Origin of the sequence: Mesorhizobium sp. M0663, assembly GCF_040320585.1 — a bacterium.
GTDB lineage: Bacteria > Pseudomonadota > Alphaproteobacteria > Rhizobiales > Rhizobiaceae > Mesorhizobium.
This window is the reverse complement of record NZ_JAMYPX010000002.1, coordinates 22975-47117: the sequence shown is the minus strand read 5'-3', so window position 1 is coordinate 47117 and position 24143 is coordinate 22975. Positions and strand designations below refer to the sequence as shown.

The window sequence follows — 24143 nt, the reverse complement described above, 5'->3', positions numbered from 1 at the left end:
CAACTGAAGATAACGGAGAAAGGATTGACGTCTCTCCGTAGCGAGCGAGCCCCCCAAGGCCGCTGGCGGACTTGGTGCCCGCGCGACGTTTCGCATGATCTACTCCAAGTGATTCGGTGTCGGCACGTCAGGCTTCATTTTAGGCTAAAAGACGATTCCTCGGCGGGCAGCGTTTTCTACCTTTTAGAGCCAAGGCTGATCATGTGAATATCGCGAGAAACTTGCAACCATAAAGTTTCTTCGAAGAATAACTTCTCGCCTGCTGCGGCTCATAGCTGTGACTTGCCTCATCTAGTCGGGAGAGAGCAGCGGAGCCGCGAGGTTATCGGCCCAACGCCCCGCCCGTCGAAGCCCAGTAAGTTGCAATATCATGATCTACCTAGGCCTGATCGGCATCACGATCACGCCACAAGCTCACGTGTCGTGTCTGCGGCATCATGTCTGCTTTCAGTGGATATTGTTGAAAAAGTCCGCGTCGCGGTCGCCCGTGGCACTTTCGTAGCATGGCGTTCCGCAGAGACCCCAAAATTGAATCCTGATTCCATGCAATGCGCCGGGGTGGAACTGGATTCTAATATCGATGGCGATTTGCGGTGCGCCGGACTTTTTCAACACTATCAGTGCACGTCTGACGTCGACGGGGTGACCGACATGAGGCGCAGAGCCGGCATTGGTTCGGGGCAGATCAGCTCGACTATTGTGCCCTATGTTTCGGCTTGCCGCCGGCAAGTTGCTTCAATGCATTCGCCCGCCTAGAAAGGTGCCCCCTCGGACTCACTGGTCGCTGTGACTTATTCGGACCCTGAAATTGGCTGCCGCCGCGATTTCTCTGACTTGTCGACGACAGGGAGCCCTTCCTTTCTGGCCTTGGCAAACGCTCGATCGCTCTCCAGGAACGCCGCCAGCATGAACGGGATCAGTTCCGCTACCGATTCGGACTCGCCATAGGTCTGACGATAAAGCGCCGCATAGTCCTGCAGTGCTTGGTTCAGGTCTGCACTTACGCTTATGGTGATCTTCGAAGGTGTCCGATCCGGAAGTTTGCCGAGTTTCAGATTGGTCATGATGACTCCAGTCAATTCGGGTACGGCCGTAGCACAAGATCCTTGTGCACGATGACGCGCAGTGGCCAACCAGGGCGGACGGTGATCGTGGGCTGAATATTGAGGTTCTTCTCGGTGATGCGCTGGCCAGCTTGACTGACGTTCTGCTGAGCGGATTCGCGGATTGCTTTGACCAGGTCGCTTTCGTCTTGCCCGAGGCTCAGCTCCGTGCCGACCCCCAGCAACGTGGCCAGCGCAACGCCTTTCATCAGCTGCCAGGTGTGGAAATCCACCTTGTCCTCAAGCCCGGCATAGCCGGCGGTGTCCGTCGCCGGCAGATTGTCGATTTCGATCGAAGAGCCGTCGGGCAGCAGTATCCGTTGCCAGACCAGCAGCGCGCGCCTTTGTCCAAAGGCCACGACGCTGTCATAGGCGCCAATCAGGCGAGAGCCTTGCGGAATGAGCAAGGTACTGCCGGTGACTGTGTCGTGCACATTCTCGGTGACCTGCGCGACGACGAGGCCGGGCAAGTCGGAATTGATGCCAGTGATCAGGCTCGCTGCGATGACGCTGCCGGCCATCAGCTGATACGGCGAAGCCGGCGTCTGCAGTGCATGCAGATTATAGATTCCACTTGTGTTCCGCTGGCTGACAAAATCGAGCTTGCGCTCTTGATTGTTTTGGTCGCCCTCGGCCGGTGCTACGGAAGCTGAATCGCGTGCGGCATCGGATTGTGGAGCCGTTGCCTCAAAGGGTGGACGCCCGCCCTGCCCGTTGCCGGCGGCATCCGCTTGCCGGGGTCGATTTTCGATCCGGAAGAAGACTTGCGATTCGCGCGCCTCGATCGCCTGCTGTGCAAGGCGCTGCTCCTCCGCCGAAACCTCCTGGCCCGGCGCGATGCCCAGCTGGCGTTGGTGCTCAAGGATGGGGCGGCCGAGGTCGCCGGGCAGCGGTGGTCCAAGCACCGGAGGCTTGGGCTTGATCCCGGAATAGTCCTTAGGCAACCTTTCAATTGCCTCCGCGGTTGGCTTCCGCTCAGTGTTGTAAAGCTCTTCAGCCTGCTCTTTGATGCGCAGCGCCGGTCCTTGCAGCGCCATCATGGTGACGCCTAGAACGGTCCCGGAACCAACAGCAGCAATGGCGACAATAATGCCGCGCTTGAAGCGCACAGCGCGGCGAGGCGAGGCTCGCAGCTGCAGCTGTTCTGGATCGAGTTTCGATGGAGCATCGGAGCGGGAAGTATCCGTCATGGGCCGTCCCTCACCTGCTGGAACGCGAAAAGAGCAATATCCGCCGCGGCGCTTGCCTGCCGTCGGTCCTCGTGATGCGCACCACCTGCTGCTGCTTGGTGCCGAGGCGCAGTTCGGCCGCGGCGAAGAGGCGATCGACGATGTAATAGTTGCCCCGTATGCGGTAGTTAACGAGCTGGTTGTCCCCGTCAGCACCGACGATGAAGAGCGGCGGGGCCTCGCCCTGATCAATGCGGCGCGGGAACTCGATGTAGACCTTGCTGCCATCATCGAACGCGCGCGTCGGCCTCCAGGGCGGCATGTCGCCGGTAATCGAATAGCGGAAGCGAATATTTTCGAGAGCCACATTCGACGCCACTGGCATAGCAGCCTCGGCCTGCGCATTGCGCCGGCGTAGCGCGATGATCTGGTCCTCGCTGTAGGTCCAGGAGATTGCCGCCATGGCGGTCTTATCCGTGCTTTGAAGCTGCAGGTGATAGCTTCGCCGGTCCGTGGTGATCACCAGATTGGTGGCAAGTCCTGGCGCGAAGGGCTTCACCAGCACATGGGTGCGCTGATCATCGCCGGAGCCACTGACGGTGTCGCCAATTACCCAGCGCACTGTATCGCCGGCCGACACGGATTGGAGTTTCTCGCCTGACTGCAGAGCGATATCGCTGACGCGCTCCGGTGCGGCATAGAGCTGGTAGAGCGCGCCTTCGGCAAAGGGGTAAACCTGCACCGCATTCACATAGCCATATTTGGTGGGTTGCTGCGTCGCCGCCTTGTTGGCATCGGCGACACGTTCTTCAGGCGAGCGCCTGTCTTCAGCAGCCTTGCCCGGCTCGGGCTGCAACTGGCCGGGCAGCGGCAGCGGTTTCGGCACTTCCACGACTTTGACGGGCTTCTCCGGCGCCTTCTCAATCGCCGCCGGCTTGAAGTCAGCATGGTCATAGGAAATCTGCGGCGGCGGCACCGGCTTCGAGGCACAGGCGGAGATGACCGCAGCCAACGCCGAGAGGATTAGCGCAGTGCGGAGCGACGAGAGTCTATTTATCATTGGCGGGCTCCTTTGGGGGAACGGAAGTCTGCGCGGCACTGTCGAGCTCGCGCGACCAGTCGATGGCATTGATGAAGACGCCGAGCGGGTTTTTGCGCAGCTGATCGGCATTGTTCGGCGGCCGGATCACAATGGTGAGGATCCCGGTCCAACGAGTTGTGCTGGCGAGGCTGCCGCGCTCAAAGACCTGCTCGGTCCATTTGACTTGAAAGGAGCTGTCGGACGCTCGAACCACGCTCGTCACCTGCACCGAGACGCTGCGCGTGCCGATCTTGCCGAACGGGTCATTGGCCTTAGCGTACTCATTGAGAAAGAGGGCTGCACGGTCGGTGGCAAAGTCGTAGGCCGAGAGCCAGTTCTGCCGCACCAGCACCGGATCGGTGGAGATGGAACGGACGTTCTGGATGAAATGGCCGAGATGCCAGGCAATCTGGGCATCGTCGGGCTCGTAGGTTTGGATTGCCGGCGCGACAGCCCGTGTTTCACCGAAACGATCTACCTCGACGACATAGGGCACGACGCGGCCCTGCATCGACTGCCACAAGAGTCCACCAGAGAGCCCGGTGGCCAGAGCGAGGCAGCCGAAGGCCATCAGGCGCCAGTTCCTTGCCTGCACGCGCGCTGTGCCGATGCGCTCGTCCCAAAGTTGGGCGGCCTTCTGGTATGGTGTGACGGGGTGGGGCGTCTTCGCGTAACGCTGAACAGGTCGCTTGAAGAGCATCTAGTCTTCCTTATCGTTGAGAGAGGGGTTGGCGCCGCTTCCGCCACGATCGCCATCGCGCACCGCTTGCGTGGCGGCGTGGCGATGGGCGCGGGCTGTCTGTTCGGAACGCAGACGCCTTGCCCATGCAGGCGCCGCGGCTGGATCCGCAGCGGGGGAACTTCCGTTCATCGAGCGGGTCGGCGTGCCGCCGGTCGCTGTCCAGGCAGCCTCGCGACCGGCATCGGCACTACGGCGGAATGGTTCTGCTGCGGATCGCATTCCCCGCATCGCGGCGCCGCCAGCGGCACTCGCAACACCCTGCAGCCCAGCAGCTACCCCGGAGAGGCCGGAGTCAGGCGCTGTTGCACGGCCCATATGCCAGGCCGTGGAAGCAGCCGACCCCATAGCTGTGCCGGCACGGATTGCACCAAGACTACCGCCGGCCGCCATGCCCGTGGCGGCAAACGCGGCGCCTCCGGCAACGAGCGTTGATCCGGCTGCAGCCGCCGTTGTTCCAAGTGCTGCGCCCGCGCCAAGCTGCGGCGCGCCGGAGACAAGTCCCGAGGCAATCCCGGGCCCAAAAATGCCGAGCCCAAGCAGCGCCAGCGCACCCAGCACCTGAGACATGGCCGCCGCCAGGTCCGGCTCCTTGCCCTGCAGGGCGGAAACGAACTCGCCAAAGAGCGTGGAGCCAATGCCGACGATCACGGCCAGCACCATTACTTTGATGCCCGACGAGATCACATTGCCGAGCACGCGCTCGGCCAGAAACGCCGAGCGGTTCCAGAGCGCGAAAGGCACTAGAACAAAACCGGCCAATGTGGTGAGTTTGAACTCCAGGATGGTGATGAAGAGCTGGATGGAAAGAATGAAGAAGGCGATGAGGACCAGGAACCAGGCGAGAAGCAGCACGAAGATGGTCAGCGCGTTGCCAAAGATCTCGGGGAAGCCGACTAGCTGGCTCGCTTGATTGAGCAGCGGCCAGGCGCCCTCGAAGCCGGCCGCGGCAATGCGGCCTGGCCGCAGGAGACTGTCGGCGGACAGATTGCCGGCCGATGCGTTGATGCCGAGCCCGGCAAAGGAATGATAGATGATGTCGGCGAGGTTCTTAAAATTGTTCAGGATGAAGGCGAAGGCGCCGACATAGAGCACTTTTCGGACAAGCCGGCCAAGAACATTGGGCTCGCCGCCGAACCCCCAGACCAGGCCTGCCAGCGTGATGTCGATACCGATCAGGATGGTGGTGAGAAAGGCGACGTCGCCGGAAAGCAGACCGAACCCGCTATCAATATAGCGGGTAAAAGTCTCCATGAAGCGATCGATGACGCCGAGGTCATTCATGTCGCCGCCTTCCTCGTTGTCTTGAAGAACTGCTGATCAGTTGCCGGGATAGGCCGTACCGGTGCCCAGGAAACGCTTCGTCGTCTCGCGGGCGGCTTCCTCGGACTGCGCCTTGCGGGCAGCATCTTCGGCTTCAGCCCGGAACTGGGTCGCGAGCAGCGTCTGGATCTGCATCTGCTGCTTGGTCGAAAGCGCGATCAGCTGATTGGTGGCCTGGCTTGCCTCAAGGGCACCTGCCGCGCCCTGACTGCGGTTGACTAGGTCGGTAAGCAGGTCGCCGTCGCCCCGCACGTTCTCCACGATCTGCGACTGCGCGCTCATGGTTTGGCGGAACGCCTGCATGGCGTTTTGCCAGCGCTCGCGCGCGGCGCTCGCCACATCGCTGACCTCGATTGTGGCGTCGTAGCTTTCCGGATATTGCACACGCCACTGGTTCTGAAGCTTGTCGAGATCGAAGCTCAGGCCGCTGGCCTGGGTCATCAGGCCGTCGATCCGTTGGAGCGAACCTGTGAGCTGGCCCACGGAAGAGAAATCCAGGTGCTGAAGGTTGCGCGCCATGTTCTGCAGCATGGTCGCCTGGTTCTGAAGCGACTGGATCTGGTTGTTTATCTGCTCCAGGGAACGTGCCGCTGTCAGCACGTTCTGCGCATAATTCGACGGATCGAACACGATTAGGGCGTGGGCCGGCTGGACGTAGTCGGCCATCGGTTTTGCGATTAGGGAAACGGTGATCAGGCTGGTGAGAAGGCGGCGCCGCATCATGACGATTGCTCCTTGTCTGGTTGAGGGAATTGCTGGAGAAGCTCGGCAGCCCAATCGAGGCCGCGCGCACCCAGGAACCGGGCGGCAAAGCTGTCCTGTCCGTGCTCCGACAGGACCCTGTCGATCAGGGTCTGCGTGGCCGGGTCGGAGGCTCCGCAAAGCGCAAGCGTGATCGGGCCGAGCCCGAGCTCGAAGAGCCGGTTGCCGCGACGCGACTGCAGATAGTATTGCCTCTTCGGCGTCGCCCGGGCGACCAGTTCTATCTGCCGCTCGTTCAGACCAAATCGCTCATAGGCCACCCGCGCCTGCGGTTCCACGGCACGGTCATTGGGAAGAAAAATGCGCTGGGGGCAGCTCTCGATAATCGCCGGCGCGATTGTTGAGCCAGCAATGTCAGCCAGCGACTGCGTGGCGAAGATGACCGACACGTTCTTCTTTCGCAGCACCTTCAGCCATTCACGGATGCGGGCGGCAAAGAGAGGGTTGTCGAGATAGACCCACGCCTCGTCGAGCATCAGCAGCGTCGGCCGTCCGTCGAACCGCTCCTCGAGACGATGGAAGAGATAGGTGAGCACCGGCAGCACAGCGCCTTGGCTGTGCATCAGCTCTTCGGTCTCGAAGCACTGCACATCCGACAAGGCCAGCCGATCGTCATCGGCGTCGAGCAGACGCCCGAACGGGCCATCGAGCGTGTACGGCATCAACGCGGATTTCAGCGCATTGGACTGAAGCAGGACCGACAACCCAGTGAGCGTGCGTTCCTGCGCCGGCGCGGTGGCAAGGCTGGTGAGGGCCGACCAGATCGCCTCCTTCACCTCCGGCGTGACGGTGACATTCTCATGGGCGATGAGGCCGGCGATCCATTCGGCTGCCCAGCTGCGGACAGCCTGGTCGTTGACATTGCGCAGCGGTTGGAAGGCAAGCGCACCGTCCGCACCAAGCGCATGGTGCTCTCCACCCGTGGCGAGTGTCGCCGCGCGGGCCGAGTTGCCCTTGTCGAAGACATAAACCTGTGCGCCGGCATAGCGGCGGAACTGCAGAGCGATGAGGGCAAGCAGAACCGACTTGCCGGCACCAGTTGGACCGACGATCAGCATGTGACCGACATCGTCGACATGGGTGGAAAGCCGAAACGGGGTCGACCCGCTGGTCTCGGCAACAAGAAGCGACGGTGCCTCCATCCGGGTGACTTTCGCGAGATGCTCGTTTGTCGCCGGACCGGCCCAAACCGACGATAGCGGCATGAGATGGGCAAGGTTCAATGTATGAATGAGCGGCTGGCGAATGTTGGCATAGACATGGCCGGGCAACGAGCCGAGCCACGCCTCGACCGCATTGACGCTTTCACGGATTGTGGTGAAGCCGAGTCCGTTGACGATGCGCTCGACCGCGCGAAGTTTCTCCGCGGCGGCTTGGCGATCCTCGTCCCATACCGTCACGGTAGTGGTGAGATAGCCGAAGCCGACATGATCGCCGCCCAACGCCTGAAGTGCTTCGTCGGCGTCGAGCGCCTTGTTGTCGGCATCGCTGTCGACGAGCGGGACCGGTTCGTTGGTCACAACTTCGCGTAGGATCGCGACGATCGATTTGCGCTTGGCAAACCACTGCCGCCGCAACCGGGTCAGTGTCTTGGTGGCTTCCGTCTTGTCGAGCGGGATGAAGCGCGTCATCCAGCGATAGGCGAAATCTTGATTGTTAAGGGGATCCAAGATTCCGGGCCGGGTGAGGCTCGGGAAGCCGAGAATGGTAAGGGTACGCAGATGCTGCTCACCTAGCATCGGCTCCAAGCCGCCGGTGAGCGGTGCATCGACCAGCACGCCATCGAGATATATCGGCGTCTCCGGGACGGTGACAGGATGGCGGCGGGGCGAGATTGTGCCGTGTAGGTAAGTCAGCGTCTCGGCATCATCGAGAGCGCGCACTTCGGGCATAAAGCCCGACAGGAGATCCAGGACGCGGTCGGTCTCATCACGAAATCGCGCCAGTTCCTGGCGCCAGTCTCTTACGCCCTGGGAATGACGAAAGTCGACGAGTGCGCTTTCCGCCCGCGCTTGGGCGTCTGGCGGCGGCATAAATAGCAAGCTCAGGTAATCGCGGCTCTCGAAGTGCTCGACCTTGCCCTCGAAGGCCGCACGCCGTTCTTCATCGACCAGCCATGAAGCCGCGTCGGGAAAACGCGAATTCGGATAGCCCAGCGCTTCGACGCGCTCGGCTCCGAAGAACAATGCCCAGCCGGAGCCAAGCCTTCTCAGCGCATTGTTTGCCCGCGCGCAGATGCCGACAAGTTCGGCTTCCGTCGCGCTTTCCAGATCGGGGCCGCGGAACCGGAAGGTCCGTTGAAAGCTGCCGTCCTTGTTGAGAACGATGCCCGGAGCGACCAGTGCGGCCCAAGGCAGATGATCGGCAAGCCGATCGGCCTTACCGCGATACTCCGAAAGGTTCAGCATGCAAGCCACCCCTTCAGGCGAAGATGACGGACAAGCACGCCGGCGAAGTCCGGATCGCGGCGAGCGGCAAAGACCGCGAGCGTGTGGCCGGCGATCCAGAGCACCAGCCCGGCAATCCACTGCTGCAGGCCAAGGCCTATTGCCGCGGCCACCGTGCCATTGAGGATCGCCACCGCTCGCGGTGCGCCGCCCAGCAGGATCGGCTCGGTCAATGCCCTGTGAACGGGAACCTCGAAGCCTGCGATATGCTGCTCTCCGGTGGCCATCAGACGAGTGCCCCGCCGCCGAAGGAGAAGAAGGAGAGAAAGAAGCTCGATGCCGCGAAGGCGATCGACAGGCCGAAGACGATCTGGATAAGCCGGCGGAAACCGCCTGCCGTGTCGCCGAAGGCGAGCGTCAGGCCGGTGGTGATGATGATGATCACCGCGACAATCTTGGCGACCGGTCCCTGCACCGATTCCAGGATCTGCTGCAGCGGCTGTTCCCATGGCATGCCGGAGCCCGCTGCGTAAGCTGGGGCCGTAATAAGAAACGCGAGCGCGGTGAACGAAAGAAAGCGAAGCTTCTTGCGCATGAGGTGACCTTTCAAAGCTGCTGGAGTTGCGAAAGCGTGAGCGGGGCGACGACGTAATCGCCGCTGCCGTCGAGACCGGTGACCTCGGCGATCGCGTCGATGCGGCGCGAGGATCCGCGCCCGGCGATGAACACGATTAGATCGATGGCATCGGCTATGAGACGGCGGGGAACGGTGACGACGGCTTCCTGGGCGAGTTGCTCGATCCGGTAGAGGGCGGAGCGCGCCGAATTGGCGTGAACCGTGGCGATGCCGCCGGGATGCCCGGTGTTCCATGCCTTCAGCATGTCCAGGGCCTCCGCGCCCCTGACTTCGCCCACGATGATGCGGTCGGGTCTGAGCCGCAGCGTCGAGCGCAGGAGATCGGCGAGCGTGACCGACCCCCGCCTCGTCCTCAAGGCAACGCAATCCTTCGCCGCGCATTGCAGTTCGCGCGTGTCCTCGATCAGGATCACCCGCTCGTCGCAATCGGCGACTTGTGCCAGCAGCGCATTGGCAAGTGTTGTCTTGCCCGACGACGTGCCGCCGGCGACCAGGATGTTGCGCCGCTCGCGCACCGCCTTCCTCAGGGCATCGGCCTGCACCTGCAGCATGATGCCATCGGCGACATAGTCGGCCAACGTGTAGAGTTTTGCCGCAGGCTTTCGGATGGCGAAGCATGGCGCCAGCACGACCGGCGGCAGCAGACCCTCAAAGCGCTCGCCCGACGGAAGTTCGGCACTGACAATCGGATTGTCCGCATGCGCCTCGTCGCGCACGTGTGACGCGACCAGGCGAATGATGCGTTCCGCCTCGGACGGGTGCATATGCACGCTGGTATCGCCCCGGCCTTCACCCAACCGGTCGAGCCACAGCGCACCGTCGGGATTGACCATCACCTCAATGACGGTCGGATCGGCAAGGGCTTCGGTGATCGCCGGGCCCATGGCGGTGCGCAGCATGGCGCGGCGGCGATGCTCGGCTTCTGGATGAGAACTCATCCTTCCCCTCCCCCACGATTGTCTTTGCCAAGAGACCGTTTCCCAGAAGCGAGCTGGTGGCCGACCTGTTCGACAAATTTGTCGAAACGCTCCTGGGCAATCGCCTGCGTCGCCCTGTCCGGGACCGGCGTGTGCGCATGAAGCGTGATCGAAAAGCGGATGAAGAGCGCCAAGCTCTCCAGGATCACCTCGACATCGCGCCTGACATGGCCGAGGTCGCGGGAAAGACGGTCGAGCCTCACACCGTAGCGCTGATCGAGCTCGTTCTCACCGCGCCGCTCGATGAAGGCCTCGACCGCCTTTGCCACGATCGCGGATTTGGTGGCCGAGGGATCACGACTAAGTTTATCCAGCCTCTTGCTCAACTCGAGTTCGAGCAGAAACTGGTGGCGAATGCGGTGGGGCTTCATGAAGCTCGTTCCAACTGACCGACGCTGACGCGCCAGCGGCAGGAACAAGCATCGGCCAGACACCCCAAATTGCTTATGGCCGTTATCTACGCTGAGATGCGCTCTGCCTTTGAGCGCCGTTCAGAAGCCGGGCACGATGTCCTTGTCGTCGCCCATTCCCTCGTTGAGGCCGTACGCACGTGCTGCGGTGGAAATCCGGTCCATCACGCGTTGGTCGGCAGCCGCCTCGCTATCATCGTCAGCAGGCTTGAGCAAATCCTCCTGATCAGGCTCTTGGGCAAGGAGGGGATGGTCTTCGGGCAGACCTGGATGACGCTGCTGCTGGAGACCGCCGTCCTCTTCGATTGCTGCGCCGGTGCTGTCGCCCTCGGCAGCAAGACGGCGGTCAACGCCGCGCACCTGTCCGACCCAATCGTCCGGGCGTGACGCAGGGGAGTCCGCGTAGGGACCCTCGCGTAGCGCCGGCGAAGGCAGCACCCGTTCGGTGAAATTCTGATCCTGGTAATAGCGCAGTTTCTTCGCGCGGATCGGCGGCAACCCCGAAACCAGTATCAATTCGTCTTCCTGCGGCAGCTGCATCACCTCGCCCGGCGTCAGCAACGGCCGTGCGGTTTCCTGGCGGCTCACCATGACGTGCGAAAGCCAGGGCGCCAGCCGATGGCCGGCATAGTTGCGCATGGATCTGAGCTCCGTCGCCGTACCGAGCGCGTCCGAGATACGCTTGGCCGTGCGCTCGTCATTGGAGGAAAAGGCAATCCGCACATGGCAATTGTCGAGAATGGCGTTGTTCTCGCCATAGGCCTTGGAGATTTGGTTCAACGATTGCGCGATCAGATAAGCGCGGATGCCGTAGCCTGCCATGAAGGCGAGCGCAGTCTCGAAGAAGTCGAGCCGACCGAGCGCCGGGAATTCATCCAGCATCATCAGGAGCTGATGCTTGCGGCTCTTCTTTGCATCGCCCTCCAGCCGCTCGGTCAGCCGCCGGCCGATTTGATTGAGCACCAATCGCACCAGTGGCTTGGTGCGCGAGATATCCGACGGCGGCACGACCAGATAGAGCGACATCGGTCGCTCGGCATCCACAAGGTCGGCAATGCGCCAGTCGCAGGCCGATGTTGCCGCGGCCACGGTTGGATCACGATAGAGCCCGAGAAACGACATGGCGGTCGAGAGAACGCCTGAACGCTCGTTCTCTGATTTGTTCAGCACCTCACGGGCCGCCGACGCCACAACGGGATGGGCCTCAGGCTTGTCCGCCGCGCCGAGGTGGTTGGTCATCATCATCTGCTGCAGTGTCGCGACAAATGAGCGTTGTGGGTTCGACAGGAAGGTGGCGACGCGGGCAAGCGTCTTTTCCTCTTCGGCGTAGAGCACGTGCAAGATGGCGCCAACTAGGAGTGAATGACTGGTCTTCTCCCAATGGTTCCGCCGCTCCAGCGCGCCTTCCGGATCGACGAGAATGTCTGCGATGTTCTGAACGTCGCGGACCTCATCTGGACCTTTGCGCACTTCCAGCAGCGGGTTGTACCGCGCCGATCTCGGATCGGTGGGATTGAACAAAAGGGAGTACGAGAACTTCGACCGCCAGCCGGAGGTCAGCTGCCAGTTCTCGCCTTTGATGTCGTGAATGACGGCCGAGCCGGTCCAGGAAAGAAGGGTTGGAACAACGAGTCCGACGCCCTTGCCCGAACGTGTCGGCGCAAAGGCCATGACGTGTTCCGGTCCGTCATGGCGCAGATAGCGATCCTTCAGTTCGCCAAGCAAAACGCCGGCCGGCTGAAACAGCCCTGCCTTCTCGATCTCCCGAGTCGCGGCCCACCGTGAGGAACCATAGGTGGTGACCAATCCGCGCTGCCGCGCGCGCCAGAGGGAGCCAGCTATCGCGGCGGCACAGCCTAGGAACCCACTGGCTCCAGCAAGCATGCCGGCCTTGTCGAAAACCTCAGGCGCATAGGCGTCGAATTGAAACCACCATTCGAACAGTTTCCACGGCTTGTAGACCGGCCAGGCCGCCGCGACAAACCATGGCGCGCCGAGTGGCGGCTGATAGGAGAGCATGTGGGCGCACCATTGGGTTGCAGTCCACACGCCAAGAATGACAATTGCGAATACGACAGCGATCTGCCCAATCAGCAACTTCGTGGGTGTCAATGGCTTGCTCCGCTCTTCTGGGCAGACGGACCAAACATCGCGCGGAGCGATGAGAATTCGAACGGCCTCTACGTGCGACTAGGTGCGATGACAAGGTTGATAGGTATTGTTCAGCTGCGAACAGCGAAAATCCGCCGCAGCAACCTATCGGCGTGCCAGGTACGCGGTTTGGTTGCAGAAATGTTGGCATCTGCGCGGGGCACATTGAAGAAGGCTGTGTGTGGTGAGGAAGGCGCATCCGGGCCACGATGATGCCAAGCGTCAGGGGACTGGCACCCGGTGCTTGATGCCGTCCGGCGTCGGGGACAGGCCATCTGGCAGGCCTTGCCGCTAGCCGAGCAGCGCCGCGTGGTGCGTCATCTTCGTGCGCTGTGGGATGTGCATCGCTTCCGCATCGCGCCACAGATCGCGGCCGTGCTCGATCGCCGCGTTGCCGAGGGCAGGCTTGCCTATCGCGCCGCATCGATTGTCGGCGCCGAACAGGCAGACGGATGCATTCGCGTGCGGCAGCGGCTGCGTGGCCAACGCAGCCTCGTTGTCGATGCTTTCGACAGTGTGATCGTGACGACCGGACCGGCGCACGCCGATGTCTTGCGGACCAACACAGCGATTGCGGCGCTCGAGCGGATGGGATTGGTCCGGGCTCGACCCGATTGGTCTTGCTTTGGAGACCGACAGTCAAGGCCGTGCGGTCGGCACATCCGGGCGCCCGACCGACAGCATTTTCGTCAGCGGGCCACTGGCGCGCGGCAGCGTTGGCGAATTGATGGGAATTCCCGAAGTCACCGCGCATGCCGAGCGCATCGCCGCTGAAATCGACGAATGGCTTGGATATCAAACGGCGTTGCGCCACAAGGTGTCATGAAGCTGCAAACACGATAAGGCTATCCAGATGACACTGACCGAACGCGTTCCCCCAGTGGAAAACCGGATTCCCCTGAAATTTGCGATGCGACACTTGGCCGGAGCTGTCTCCGTGGTGACCGCAGGTGTTGGCGACGAACGGACGGGCGCAACCGTTACTACCGCCCATTCCCTATCGGTCGAACCAGAGGTGATGGTTGTGAGCATCAACCTGAACTCGTCTACCTGGGCAGCCATCAGCCGGCATGGGCATTTCTGCGTGAATGTGCTGCGTGCCGACCAGATGGCGATTGCCGACCGTTTCGCCGGACGCGGTGACCTGAGGGGGGCGGCGCGTTACGAGGGAGCCCGCTGGTCTAGCCTTACAAGCGGCGCATTGGCACTCGACAGCGCGCTCGCCGCGGTCGACTGTACGGTCGAGGACACGATTATTCGCCACAGCCACGCGCTGATCCTCGGCAGCGTCCGGCAGGTGGTGAGCGGAGAGGCAGGCCCGGCGCTGATCTATCATCACGGCGCATACGGATCATCGTGAGCTTGTTGGGTTCGGCTCCTTTCCAAACAGCTTGATTAAGCTAAACCGCGCGAAGCGATGTAAAGCGCCATCAGCCTGGCACTGGGCCACGGCGCCCCATCGCGCGAAGGGCAAGGTCGAAACCTTCGTCCACCGAGTTCACGATCCGGCCACTCAGTTCGTATCCAGGCAGACATCGGGATGGCGGGACAGGAGGCAGGGCAATGCCGTCGTGCATGACCTCGAGGCGACCATCGGGGTAGTCGCAGACGACGACCTTTTTGCGGGCAAGTCGCCTCGCGGTATCGGTCGGATCGAGAATGAACAGCACCTTGTCGTAGCGCAGTGTCAGGGCCTGAGACAGCGTGCGGACCTCCTTGCGGCACATGGCGCCGACCAGATTCTGGTGATCGGGGCGGCGCATGTCCTTCGGGTTGCGTGGTTCTTTGCGAAAACGTGCGTTAAAGTCCGCCATGAATGCCGGCGCAAAGGCGTTGGCCGCCTCGATGGTGTTGATGCCGCGAAGGCGCAGTTCCTTCATAAGCCGGTCCTGCAGCGTCTGATGGGCGCTTAACACGACCTTTTGCCTGTGGGGAGTTGGCGCAGATTATTCGGATGTTGAGCTCGTAGAGAGCCCGGCCGAACTGCGTCAGGCCACTGCTTCTATCCTTCTCCGAACATGTGTCGTCCGGAAGACGCCATGCTTGTCCCTGTAGAAAGAAAGCGGCTTGCCCCAGCGCCTTGCGGCATGAAAATAGTCGCACGTGTTCTCCGACCCCGCAAAGCGCAGATGCAGCAGCTTGCCGGTCGCGTCGTCTATGAAGACGAGCATGGCGCATTTGGGGCCACGATTCTCGAACCACCAGTGATGCGAGCCGTCGATCTGCACAATCTCGCCGAGACAGTCGCGCCGTCCGCGCGGCTGGTGCACGCGGCGCTTGCGTTCACGGCCCGATGTCCAGATCCCGGCCTCCGTCATCCATTTGCGCAGCGTCTCTGCTGACGGCGATTTGATGCCGCTCGATCACTCTTCGTGGGCAAGCGTTGGACCGAAGTCGACATAGTGTTCGCGGATCAGCTCCAAAGCGAAGTCGCGAATGCCATTGATGATGCGGGTGTCAGAGTCGGAAACGACAGCACATCGCGATGCCGTTGGGGGGGCGTCCACCGCATCGAGTAGGGCTGAGCATGAGGGGGAAGGCGGATAGCCGAAGCGTGACAGCGCGATGACCCGAAAGCCCTCGCCAACAGGGCGGCCGTAGGAGCACCGGCATACCGTCAGGCGCGATGCGGACCGACAGCCCCCCGGCGAAGGGCGCTGATTGATCGATCGAATTTGAATTCGGATCGTTTTATCAGCTGACATAATCCAAATCGAATTCCTCACGATGTTTCAGCACGCGCCTGGATTTTTCTGCATTTGGCTCCGGCGAAGACCCCGGTGGTGCGGTGTAAGCGCGCCTCCGGCATCTTGGACTTGTTTTCATTAGCCATCCAGGACTGCTGCATTGCCGCAGCGATGGTTCCAACCTGCTAGGCGTCGCCAAACCGCGCATCATTGGGTTGGATGCCGGATCCCCGTGGGCGACGTTGCCGGATCCAAACCAACCATGGCCGCGACCAGAGTTGCCACGTCGGAATGGCCAAGCACCTTGCCGTCGCCGGACTTGATGGTTTCGCCGACATTGCCCGGCCCGGCGAACAGTCATTGATCAGCCCTTGTCGGTGGTGCCCAGTACGCTGGCTGAAACCGATCACGATCAGGAAAAGTCGATACTTGAACAACAGGATCGAGCAGGACCATCGGCGCATTCAATCGCCGTGTGCGGCCGATGCTGGCCTTCAAGTCGCCGGCCACCGCCAGCATCATCCTGTCCGGGATCGAAATGCTTCACATGATGCGCAAGCGACAGGCAAGTACGCATTCAATCCAAATCCCTCCCTGGCCGAGCAGTTCGCCATGCTGGCGGCATGACAGCGGCCGGTCTCGACCACCTTCATGACGCAGAAAAAACTTTGGGACCGAGCAGGGAGATTTTGCAGAGAGACAGGAAGCAGCGAGCGGTTGCTCATGGCATACTCATGCAATCGGTCAATCCCATTCCGGCGTCCACGGCACCTTGTTCTTGTCCACGCACCTGAAGTTCGTGCATGTGAGAGCGTCGATCCGCTTCATGTCGACGCTAGATAGAACGAAATCCATGACGTCGAAGTTCGACCGCATGTTTTCCGGCTTGGTTGACATTGTATTGACGGCGACGCCTTTCTGCAGAATCCATCTCAACACCACCTGCGCAGCCGACTTTCCGTAGGCTATGCCGATCTGGCCAAATTGCGGATATTTGAAAACCTCCCCCCTCGCGACCGAAGAGAACGAAGCCAGCGGAACGCCCGTCTGAAAGGACATGTCGAGCAGAATTGACTGATCGAGAAGCGGGTGGAATTCAACCTGGTTGATCGCGATTTCGCCATTGGTGAATGATTGCGCGTCCCGCATCATTGAGGCCGTGAAATTAGAGACGCCGATCTCGGTCGCGATTCCCTTACGCTTCGCGTCCTGAAGTAGGGCGAGAGACTTGCGATTGTCCCCGGACGGATCCGGCCAATGAAGGAGCAGAAGGGCGACCTTCGACACGCCAAGAGCGTTCAGACTCGCCTCCACCGATTTCAGGAACTGTTCCTCGGTGTAGTTCTCGGGATGCACTTTCGTGGTGATGAGAAGGTCGTCTGTCGAGACGTTAGCCTGGCGGATGGCCGCGCCCAAGTCGGCCTCGTTTCCGTACAGTTGAGCTGTGTCGAATGATCGATAGCCGACCTCGTACGCAGCGGCAAATGCCTTCTCCAAATCCTCGCCCTTGAGCGGATATGTTCCAAACGAACGTTCATGTCCCGGCCGAAAGCAGATCGACATTTTCCTTTCCTTTCCCAGGCGCCGTAGCGAACCGTGTGCACATTGAGCTGCTATAGATGGATGCTGTCCCAAACCACGGCGCGATCGATCGACTGGATCACCTTCCTCTCTGCCACGGCCATTCTCCGACTGACGTCCTTTCATAATGCAGTGGTCAACCTCCGTTGTGGATGGAGCCGACGTCAATCATGCGATCCAGCGAACGGATGAAGCTCCAAAGCTAGCCACATGCAATCCGTATCCGCGTAATACTGATGCCATGGGTAGAGAAACCCGCCAATACTATCGCTTGTGCAATCGAAGAATGGCTGGGCGAAGCCCGGAGCCATCAGGATTTCTTCGGTCAGTGTTTCCCGCTGCTGCGTCTGAAACTTCTGCATCCGTCCCACTCCCATGATCTGCACATGGGTCTCGATGAATGGATGCAGATTGTGGATCAGGCAGTCCGTCGCTTCCGGAGCAAACCAAAGATTGGCTTTCGCGGCAAAAGTCATGCCGTCGGTCTCCGGGTTCCCGGCAAGCATTGCCGCTGCACCGCTCAGACGAATTTATAAGGTCGTCCTGCGATGAGCGGTAGAGCGGCAGTCCGAGAATTTCCGCGGTCGGGTCGGTGATCGTCTCCGCATATCGCGGCCACCCTAGAGTGCTCGCCCTGGCGCCTACTGTCTCGAGAACACGGATCACAATCATTGCCTGTGCGTTCTCGATGACCGCGTCGATGAGCGTGGTCGATGAAAATGGCTGGATTGTTTGCCGAGGCTTACCAGCGATCTCAACGACGGTATCACCGATGTTGAAGACGATATTGCGCCCGTGAAGTGCGAATGACGAAGCGCCCTCAATCAGTTCGGCGTCAACCACAGCGTTGGAGAAATTGAGATCTCGCCGGTTGTTACGCCTAGCCATGAGCTTCCTCTCTTGCCATCGTCGCCCGGTCCGGTCCGTCCGACAGGGACATGGTGGTGTTCGTGGGAGGGCGTGGATCGCAGCGAAATCCAAAGATCGGTGCGCGCCACGCCGCTGACATCTGGTGCCCATCAGCTGGCCAGCCGCGCCTCGCGTGCCGTCTGTGCAGCGAAATATCTCGCGATTGCATCGATAACCCGAGTTGTCGCCTTTCCATCGCCGTAGGCGTCCACGGGCCGGGCCATTCGTGAATATTCGTCCGGATCGCGCAGCAGTCGGGTCGCTTCACTCACGATGCGGGCGGTGCTGCGGCCCACAAGGCGCGCTGTGCCAGCTTCGACAGCCTCCGGCCGCTCGGTGATGTCCCTTAAAACAAGCGTCGGTTTGCCGAGTGAAGGGCCTTCTTCCTCTGCGCCGCTGCTGTCCGAGATGATGATGTCCGAGCGCAGCATAAGGCTGCAGAAATTCCGGTACGGTAGCGGATCCACCACCGTAATATTCGCCTGGTTGCTCAGATAGGGCAACATGACTTCGCGCACTGCCAGGTTCTTGTGCAATGGGATGATGACACGCACGTTCTCCTGGGATGATAGCTGCACCAGAGCTCTTGCGATCTCGTGCATCGGTGCACCCCACGACTCCCGTCGATGTGCTGAGGCGACCACGATTCGCCGCGTATCGTTCTTGAGGTCGGCAAGTGCGGGCTCGGCGAAGGCGGGAGCATTTTCGGCCGCCCAATGAAGTGCATCGACGACCGTGTTGCCGGTGACCGTGATACGATCCTCACGGGCACCTTCGCGGATAAGGTTCTCGCTGCTCCGGATGGTCGGCGCCAGGTGGAGATCCGTTATCTGGGCAACGAGGCGCCGATTGGCCTCCTCTGGATATGGTGATGCAATGTTGCCGCTGCGTAAGCCCGCCTCGAGATGGATGATGGGGATACGGTGCTGGAAGGCGGCCAGGGCGCCTGCCAGGGTGCTCGCGGTATCGCCATGAACGATCACCGCGTCCATTCCCCATTGTTCCATTTGCACGGAGAGCTTTTCCAGTATTCGATGTGTGACCTGCGACAAGGTCTGGCGAGGTTGCATGACGTTTAGTTCGATGTCCGGTCGAATACCGAATTCCGGTAAAGTGATATCAAGCATCTCGCGATGCTGCCCCGTGGAAACAACGAGTGGCTCGAACCTGCGGTCGAGCTTCATAGCGTTGATGACTGGGGCGCATTTAATCGCCTCAGGACGAGTACCGAAAATGAATGCCACTTTGGACATGATCGTCTCTCCAGAAGAATCTGAGGGGTCGCCGGCGACCGCAGTTGCCAAGGACTTGCATAGGGGGGCCATCCATCAGGGCCTAAGCGAACCACGTGTTGGCCAATCACAGCGGACAACGAGAATCCTCTAGCCGAGGTCGACTGGAATGCGAGCGTCGCTTTCTGGTGGACGGCGATGCGCCCTTCCCACAGAATGCCGTCTGACGCAGATCTCCTTCTTGTTTCATCCATCGCGGCTAACCGCGCCATCAATGCTGGTCGGCAGTTGCTGCCGCCACTCCTCAACGAAGAGACACAAAACTCGTGCCAATTTGGCTGATCGAGCTGAAGAAAAAACTTTGTGGTTGCTTTACAGCTATTTAGCCAAAGACAAAGGATCGGCTAAACAAGACTGTGTGTGACGGATCCGACAAAGAGACTGAGTGTCACGGACCCGACAAGGCCGACAGAAGGCGCGGATCTGGTGCAACGAAGAAAAAATTGGCCGCGTTGGTCCACGTTGGCGTTGGACCGCCCCTCAAAGCGTCGCTGACTCTTCACTCTTTCCCTGATCGCCCACCACAGTCCCGGCAGTGATTGGCGGAGAATGGCTGTGGGGTTCTGGATTGGCTTTTCGGTCGAAAAGCGAAGGGGATTTCGGGCTGATAGAATGGGAACTCTCGGAACGAGGTAACCCGATGATGGTCTATCGCAACAGAGGACTAACCATCTTTCCGTGCTGGTCGCCGGTGGCGACACCGATCACCGCGCCCTCGTCGTTGTAGAGCACTTCGGTTGCGGCAAAGCCGGGATAGATCTCGACGCCGAGCTCTTCCGCCTTGGTCGCCAGTCAGCGACAGACATTGCCGAGCGATACGATGTAGTTGCCATGATTGTTCATCAAGGGCGGCATGGCGAAGTTCGGCAGGCGGATCGAGCCGGCCGGGCCGAGCAGCGGAAATGGTCGTCCGTCACCGTGGTCTTGAACGGATGGCTATCGTCCACGCACCAGTCAGGCAGCAGGCGGTCGATGCCGATGGGATCGACAACGGCGCCCGACAGGATATGGGCGCCGACTTCCGAGCCCTTTTCCAGCACGAGGAGGGTGAGATCAGGATTGACCTGCTTCAACCGGATCGCGGCCGACAGGCCCGCAGGCCCCGCGCCGACGATCACGACGTCGAATTCCATGCTCTCGCGTTCGGAGAGTTCGATCGTCATCGAAGCAGCTAAGTCCTCAAAGCGCCTTTTCGAGTTCCGGCAGGGCCTCGAAGAGATCCGCAACGAGACCGTAGTCGGCAACTTGGAAAATAGGCGCCTCCTCGTCCTTATTGATCGCGACGATGACCTTCGAATCCTTCATGCCGGCCAGATGCTGGATGGCCCCGGAGATGCCGCAGGCGATGTAAAGGTCCGGGGCGACCACCTTGCCGGTCTGGCCGACCTGCCAGTCGTTGGGTGCATAGCCAGCATCGACGGCCGCACGCGACGCACCGACGGCGGCGCCAAGCTTGTCCGCAACGGGAAGGATGACTTCTTTGAATTTCTCCGACGAGCCGAGCGCCCGACCGCCGGAGATGATGATCTTCGCCGAGGTCAGCTCCGGTCGGTCCGAGGTCGAAAGTGCGTTCGACACAAAGGTCGAAAGCTCTGAAGAAAAGGCTGCCGTCGAGATTTCCTCGACGACAGCAGATGGGCCTTGGGAGGCATGGGAAAAGGACGCCGTGCGTACGGTGATCACCTTCTTGGCGTCAGTCGACTGCACCACCTGGATGGCATTGCCGGCATAGATCGGCCGTTTGAACGTGTCGGCAGAGACGACCTCGACGATTTCCGAGATCTGCGCGACATCGAGCAGCGCAGCAACGCGCGGCAGGATGTTTTTGCCGACCGAGGTCGCGGCCGAGACGACCGCATCGTAATTGCCGGCGATCGACACGATGAGCGCCGCCAGCGGTTCTGCGAGATTGTTGGCAAGACTGGCGTCGTCGGCAAGCAGCACCTTGGAAACGCCGGAGAGTTTTGCAGCCGCATCGGCCGCAGCCTTGACGCCGGAGCCGGCGACGAGCACATGCACGTCGGAACCGATCTTCGACGCGGCCGTCAGCGCCTTTGCGGTCTGGTCGGAAAGGGTTTCATTGTCGTGATCTGCCAGAAGAAGAATGGCCATGGTTTAGTCTCCCTTTCCCACCTTAGAGCACGCCGGCTTCGGTCTTGAGCTTTTCAACCAGTTCGGCGACCGACTTAACCTTGACGCCTGCCTTGCGGCCGAACGGTTCCTGGGTCTTCAGCACCTTGAGGCGCGGGGCGGTGTCGACGCCGAAGTCGACCGGCGTCTTCTTGTCGAGCGGCTTTTTTTTGGCCTTCATGATGTTCGGCAGCGACGCATAACGCGGCTCGTTGAGGCGAAGGTCGGTCGTAACGACGGCCGGAAGCTTCACGTCGATCGTCTGGAGACCACCGTCGACTTCGCGCGTCACCCTGGCTGTGCCCTCTGGCGCCTTGCCGTCGTCGATCTCGACCTTGGAAGCAAACGTCGCCTGCGCCCAACCAAGAAGGGCCGAGAGCATCTGGCCGGTCTGGCTGCTGTCGTCGTCGATCGCCTGCTTGCCGACGATGACGAGGCCGGGCTGTTCGGCCTCGGTGACACCCTTGAGGATCTTGGCGACGGCGAGCGGCTCGACGGCGTCGTCCGTCTCGACCAGCAAGGCGCGATCGGCGCCCATGGCGAGCGCGGTGCGCAGCGTCTCTTCGGCTTTCGCAGGACCGATCGACACCACAACCACTTCCTCAGCCTTGCCGGCTTCCCTGAGGCGTAGCGCTTCCTCAACCGAAATCTCGTCAAACGGGTTCATCGACATCTTGACATTCGTAAGCTCGACACCGGAGCCATCCGCCTTCACGCGGATCTTTACGTTGTAATCAACAACGCGCTTGACTGGGACCAAGATCTTCATGGCTCGACTCCAAAATTCGTCAGCAGAGGGCGTGGAAACGTTCGACCATGACGTCAAGCACCTCGCCGGGATCACGCTTCCACCAATTGTTAGCGGAGAAAATCTCGACCTCGCAGGGACCGGTGTAGCCGGTGCCTTCGACACTCGCGCGGATCGTCTTGAGATCGGCAACACCGTCGCCCATCATACCGCGGTCCAGCAGCACGTCGCGCGTGTCGGCAAGCCAATCGCAAAGGTGATAGCCCAAAATCCTGTCCTTGCCGGCGCGCTGCAACTGGGTGTCAAGATCGCAGTCCCACCAGACATGGTAGACGTCAACGGCAATGCCAAGGTTCGGCGCATCAACCGCCTCGCAGATATCGACAGCGTCACGCACGGTCGTCAGGCAGGAGCGGTTCCCGGCGTAGACGGGATTGAGAGGTTCCAGCGCCAGCTTGACATTGCGGTCCGCCGCATAGAGTGCGAGGTCGGCAACACGTTCAGCGACAATCTTCAAGCTCTCGGCAGTGCCCTTGGTGCCGGGATGTACGCCGCCCACCACAATCGTCAGCACAGTGGCACCCAGACCGGCAGCCATATCGATGGACGCCCTCGCCTCATCGAGAACCGCTGTCCTGTCGATCGCTTCGCTACCGACAAGGAACGGTGTGCGGCAAAGTCCGGCGACGGAAAGGCCTGCCGAGCGCACCCGCTCGCCAATCTCGTTCGCCCGCGCACCGACTTCGCGGCGCCAGAAGACGATCGAGCCGAAACGACGGGCAGCACACGCATCAATCACCCGCTCCGGTGACCAGCCTGCACCGTGGCCATCCAAGTTGTGTCCGAGGCTGGCGGTGTTGAGCGCGAGCGCCAAATGGTCCGTCGAGAAATCGCGCATCGCCTACGCCCCGTAAACAGCGAGCAACTTCTTCATGCGCTCGACGGCGCGGTTGGGATCGCGCAGCAGGCCGCACTGGTCCGCCTGACGGAACACCTCGACGAAATACGGCAGCGGCCGCATCGCCTGGGCGCCGTTCAGCATCACGAAGTGATCCTGGAAGCCGTTCAGCCAGGCGAGGAAGACGACGCCGGTCTTGTAGTATTGGGTGGGCGCGCGGAAGATCAGGCGAGCGAGCGGCACGGTCGGGTCGAGCGTTGCACGGAAGCCCGCCTTGTCGCCGTCGCCCAGCCGCTCCACCGCATAGGCGGCGGCCGGCGCGAGCGGGTCGAAGATGCCGAGAAGGGCGTGCGAAAAGCCCTCGCTGTCACCTTCGATGAGTTCCGGATAGTTGAAGTCGTCGCCCGTATACATTTTCACGCCGGCGGGCAGACGACGGCGCATGACGGCCTCCTTTTCCTTGTCGAGAAGGGAGATCTTGATGCCGTCAACCTTGGCCGTGTTCGGTTCGATGACGGCGAGCGCCGTCTGCATGGCGGGGTCAAACGCCGCGTCGCCCCAATAGACGGCAAGCTGCGGATCAAACATATCGCCGAGCCAATGCAGGATCACCGGCTGGTCGCAGGCGGCGAGCACATCGGAATAGATCTTGACGTAGTCTTCCGGCTTTTTTGCGACGCGCACCAGAGCACGGGAGGCCATGAGGATGAGGCGGCCGCCGAGCTTCTGAATGGCTTCCGCCTGTTCCAGATAGGCCCGGCGCACATCGTCCAGACCCGCCACTGCCGCGGGGTCGAGATGATCCGTGCCGCAGCCATTGGCGACCACCGCATCCGGGAGTTCCTCGCGGGTGCGGCGGATCAGCTCCAGTGCGCCCGGCCAGTCGAGACCCATGCCGCGCTGCGCCGTATCCATCGCCTCGGCAATGCCGAGGCCGAGGCCGGCGAGATAGCGGCGAAACTCCATCGTCTTGGCCCAGTCGACCGTAGCGCGACCCGACGGATCGTTCGCAGTGAAGGGATCGGCGACGACGTGGGCGGCCGAGTAGACTGTTCGCGCCGGGTTCCTGCCAAGCGTGGCGGCGGCGATTGGCTTTCCGGTCAGGGCATAGTGCGCAAGGCGGCCAGCGGTATCGGGAAGGGCGATTTTCATGAAAAAC

22 protein-coding genes and 3 pseudogenes are annotated in these 24143 nt (G+C 61.2%); 4 read left to right on the top strand and 21 right to left on the bottom strand.

Features of this window, described 5'->3' with window-relative positions:
• Positions 1-791 precede the first annotated feature (791 nt).
• From NKI54_RS03520 to trbB, 10 genes are read right to left on the bottom strand one after another with little or no spacing between them, the layout of a single operon-like run.
• Positions 792-1064 carry a DUF2274 domain-containing protein gene (locus NKI54_RS03520; protein ID WP_352690730.1) on the bottom strand — a complete coding sequence of 91 codons (273 nt, stop codon included), beginning with the start codon at positions 1062-1064 and terminating at the stop codon, positions 792-794.
• 11 nt (positions 1065-1075) lie between these two features.
• The gene (locus NKI54_RS03515; protein WP_352690973.1) at positions 1076-2293 is read right to left on the bottom strand and encodes a TraB/TrbI/VirB10 family type IV secretion system protein; all 1218 of its coding nucleotides are present in this window, start codon (positions 2291-2293) and stop codon (positions 1076-1078) included.
• Positions 2294-2303: 10 nt separating this feature from the next.
• A complete protein-coding gene (trbG, locus tag NKI54_RS03510) occupies positions 2304-3332 on the bottom strand; it encodes a P-type conjugative transfer protein TrbG (RefSeq protein ID WP_352690729.1) in 1029 nt (342 codons plus the stop codon).
• Positions 3322-4053: a conjugal transfer protein TrbF gene (trbF, locus tag NKI54_RS03505; RefSeq protein WP_352690727.1), complete on the bottom strand. Its 732-nt coding sequence runs from the start codon at positions 4051-4053 to the stop codon at positions 3322-3324. Before trbF ends, trbG begins: the two co-directional genes overlap by 11 nt.
• The gene (trbL, locus tag NKI54_RS03500) at positions 4054-5376 is read right to left on the bottom strand and encodes a P-type conjugative transfer protein TrbL (RefSeq protein ID WP_352622085.1); all 1323 of its coding nucleotides are present in this window, start codon (positions 5374-5376) and stop codon (positions 4054-4056) included.
• Between the two features lie 36 nt (positions 5377-5412).
• Positions 5413-6138 carry a P-type conjugative transfer protein TrbJ gene (gene trbJ / locus NKI54_RS03495; RefSeq protein ID WP_352690725.1) on the bottom strand — a complete coding sequence of 242 codons (726 nt, stop codon included), beginning with the start codon at positions 6136-6138 and terminating at the stop codon, positions 5413-5415.
• The gene (gene trbE / locus NKI54_RS03490) at positions 6135-8585 is read right to left on the bottom strand and encodes a conjugal transfer protein TrbE (RefSeq protein ID WP_352690724.1); all 2451 of its coding nucleotides are present in this window, start codon (positions 8583-8585) and stop codon (positions 6135-6137) included. Before trbE ends, trbJ begins: the two co-directional genes overlap by 4 nt.
• On the bottom strand, positions 8579-8851 hold the full coding sequence (locus NKI54_RS03485; protein WP_352578197.1) for a VirB3 family type IV secretion system protein: 273 nt from the start codon (positions 8849-8851) through the stop codon (positions 8579-8581). Before NKI54_RS03485 ends, trbE begins: the two co-directional genes overlap by 7 nt.
• Positions 8851-9159, bottom strand: coding sequence for a TrbC/VirB2 family type IV secretion system protein (locus NKI54_RS03480; RefSeq protein ID WP_352622092.1), 309 nt, complete (start codon positions 9157-9159; stop codon positions 8851-8853). Before NKI54_RS03480 ends, NKI54_RS03485 begins: the two co-directional genes overlap by 1 nt.
• 11 nt (positions 9160-9170) lie before the next feature.
• Entirely contained in the window at positions 9171-10139 is a 969-nt protein-coding gene (trbB, locus tag NKI54_RS03475) for a P-type conjugative transfer ATPase TrbB (RefSeq protein WP_352690722.1), read from the bottom strand.
• Between the two features lie 56 nt (positions 10140-10195).
• Between trbB and NKI54_RS03470 the strand changes: the two genes are divergently transcribed.
• Complete coding sequence (locus NKI54_RS03470) at positions 10196-10567, top strand: hypothetical protein (protein WP_352622096.1); 372 nt, start codon at positions 10196-10198, stop codon at positions 10565-10567.
• A gap of 102 nt (positions 10568-10669) precedes the next feature.
• On the opposite strand, the gene NKI54_RS03465 is transcribed toward NKI54_RS03470, so the two are convergent.
• Positions 10670-12700, bottom strand: coding sequence for a conjugal transfer protein TraG (locus NKI54_RS03465; protein ID WP_352641434.1), 2031 nt, complete (start codon positions 12698-12700; stop codon positions 10670-10672).
• A 330-nt stretch (positions 12701-13030) separates the two neighbouring features.
• The gene (locus NKI54_RS03460) at positions 13031-13225 is read right to left on the bottom strand and encodes a hypothetical protein (RefSeq protein WP_352690720.1); all 195 of its coding nucleotides are present in this window, start codon (positions 13223-13225) and stop codon (positions 13031-13033) included.
• Between the two features lie 61 nt (positions 13226-13286).
• Here NKI54_RS03460 and NKI54_RS03455 point away from each other — a divergent pair, with 61 nt between their 5' ends.
• Positions 13287-13565, top strand: a complete 279-nt coding sequence (locus NKI54_RS03455) for a hypothetical protein (protein WP_352690718.1) — start codon at positions 13287-13289, stop codon at positions 13563-13565.
• 27 nt (positions 13566-13592) lie between these two features.
• A complete protein-coding gene (locus tag NKI54_RS03450; RefSeq protein WP_352690717.1) occupies positions 13593-14099 on the top strand; it encodes a flavin reductase family protein in 507 nt (168 codons plus the stop codon).
• 193 nt (positions 14100-14292) lie between these two features.
• Here the strand turns inward: NKI54_RS03450 and NKI54_RS03445 are convergent.
• A pseudogene (locus NKI54_RS03445) lies at positions 14293-15174 on the bottom strand (ISNCY family transposase); the annotation flags it as partial.
• Between the two features lie 651 nt (positions 15175-15825).
• Here NKI54_RS03445 and NKI54_RS03440 point away from each other — a divergent pair.
• Positions 15826-16053, top strand: a pseudogene (locus NKI54_RS03440) (DDE-type integrase/transposase/recombinase); the annotation flags it as partial.
• Between the two features lie 117 nt (positions 16054-16170).
• Here the strand turns inward: NKI54_RS03440 and NKI54_RS03435 are convergent.
• The 8 genes and pseudogenes from NKI54_RS03435 to NKI54_RS03400 all read right to left on the bottom strand — a co-directional run bounded on the left by NKI54_RS03435 (position 16171) and on the right by NKI54_RS03400 (position 24136).
• Positions 16171-16989 carry an aldo/keto reductase gene (locus NKI54_RS03435; RefSeq protein WP_352578190.1) on the bottom strand — a complete coding sequence of 273 codons (819 nt, stop codon included), beginning with the start codon at positions 16987-16989 and terminating at the stop codon, positions 16171-16173.
• A 182-nt stretch (positions 16990-17171) separates the two neighbouring features.
• The gene (locus NKI54_RS03430) at positions 17172-17483 is read right to left on the bottom strand and encodes a hypothetical protein (protein WP_352690715.1); all 312 of its coding nucleotides are present in this window, start codon (positions 17481-17483) and stop codon (positions 17172-17174) included.
• Positions 17484-18026: 543 nt separating this feature from the next.
• Positions 18027-19169 carry a non-hydrolyzing UDP-N-acetylglucosamine 2-epimerase gene (wecB, locus tag NKI54_RS03425; RefSeq protein ID WP_352690714.1) on the bottom strand — a complete coding sequence of 381 codons (1143 nt, stop codon included), beginning with the start codon at positions 19167-19169 and terminating at the stop codon, positions 18027-18029.
• A gap of 723 nt (positions 19170-19892) precedes the next feature.
• Positions 19893-20371 (bottom strand): annotated as a pseudogene (locus NKI54_RS03420) (NAD(P)/FAD-dependent oxidoreductase); the annotation flags it as partial.
• A gap of 16 nt (positions 20372-20387) precedes the next feature.
• On the bottom strand, positions 20388-21320 hold the full coding sequence (locus tag NKI54_RS03415) for an electron transfer flavoprotein subunit alpha/FixB family protein (protein ID WP_352496366.1): 933 nt from the start codon (positions 21318-21320) through the stop codon (positions 20388-20390).
• A gap of 22 nt (positions 21321-21342) precedes the next feature.
• Positions 21343-22107, bottom strand: a complete 765-nt coding sequence (locus NKI54_RS03410; protein ID WP_352496365.1) for an electron transfer flavoprotein subunit beta/FixA family protein — start codon at positions 22105-22107, stop codon at positions 21343-21345.
• 19 nt (positions 22108-22126) lie between these two features.
• A complete protein-coding gene (locus NKI54_RS03405) occupies positions 22127-22984 on the bottom strand; it encodes a sugar phosphate isomerase/epimerase family protein (protein ID WP_352690713.1) in 858 nt (285 codons plus the stop codon).
• A gap of 3 nt (positions 22985-22987) precedes the next feature.
• Positions 22988-24136, bottom strand: coding sequence for a dihydrodipicolinate synthase family protein (locus tag NKI54_RS03400; protein WP_352690711.1), 1149 nt, complete (start codon positions 24134-24136; stop codon positions 22988-22990).
• Positions 24137-24143 lie beyond the last annotated feature (7 nt).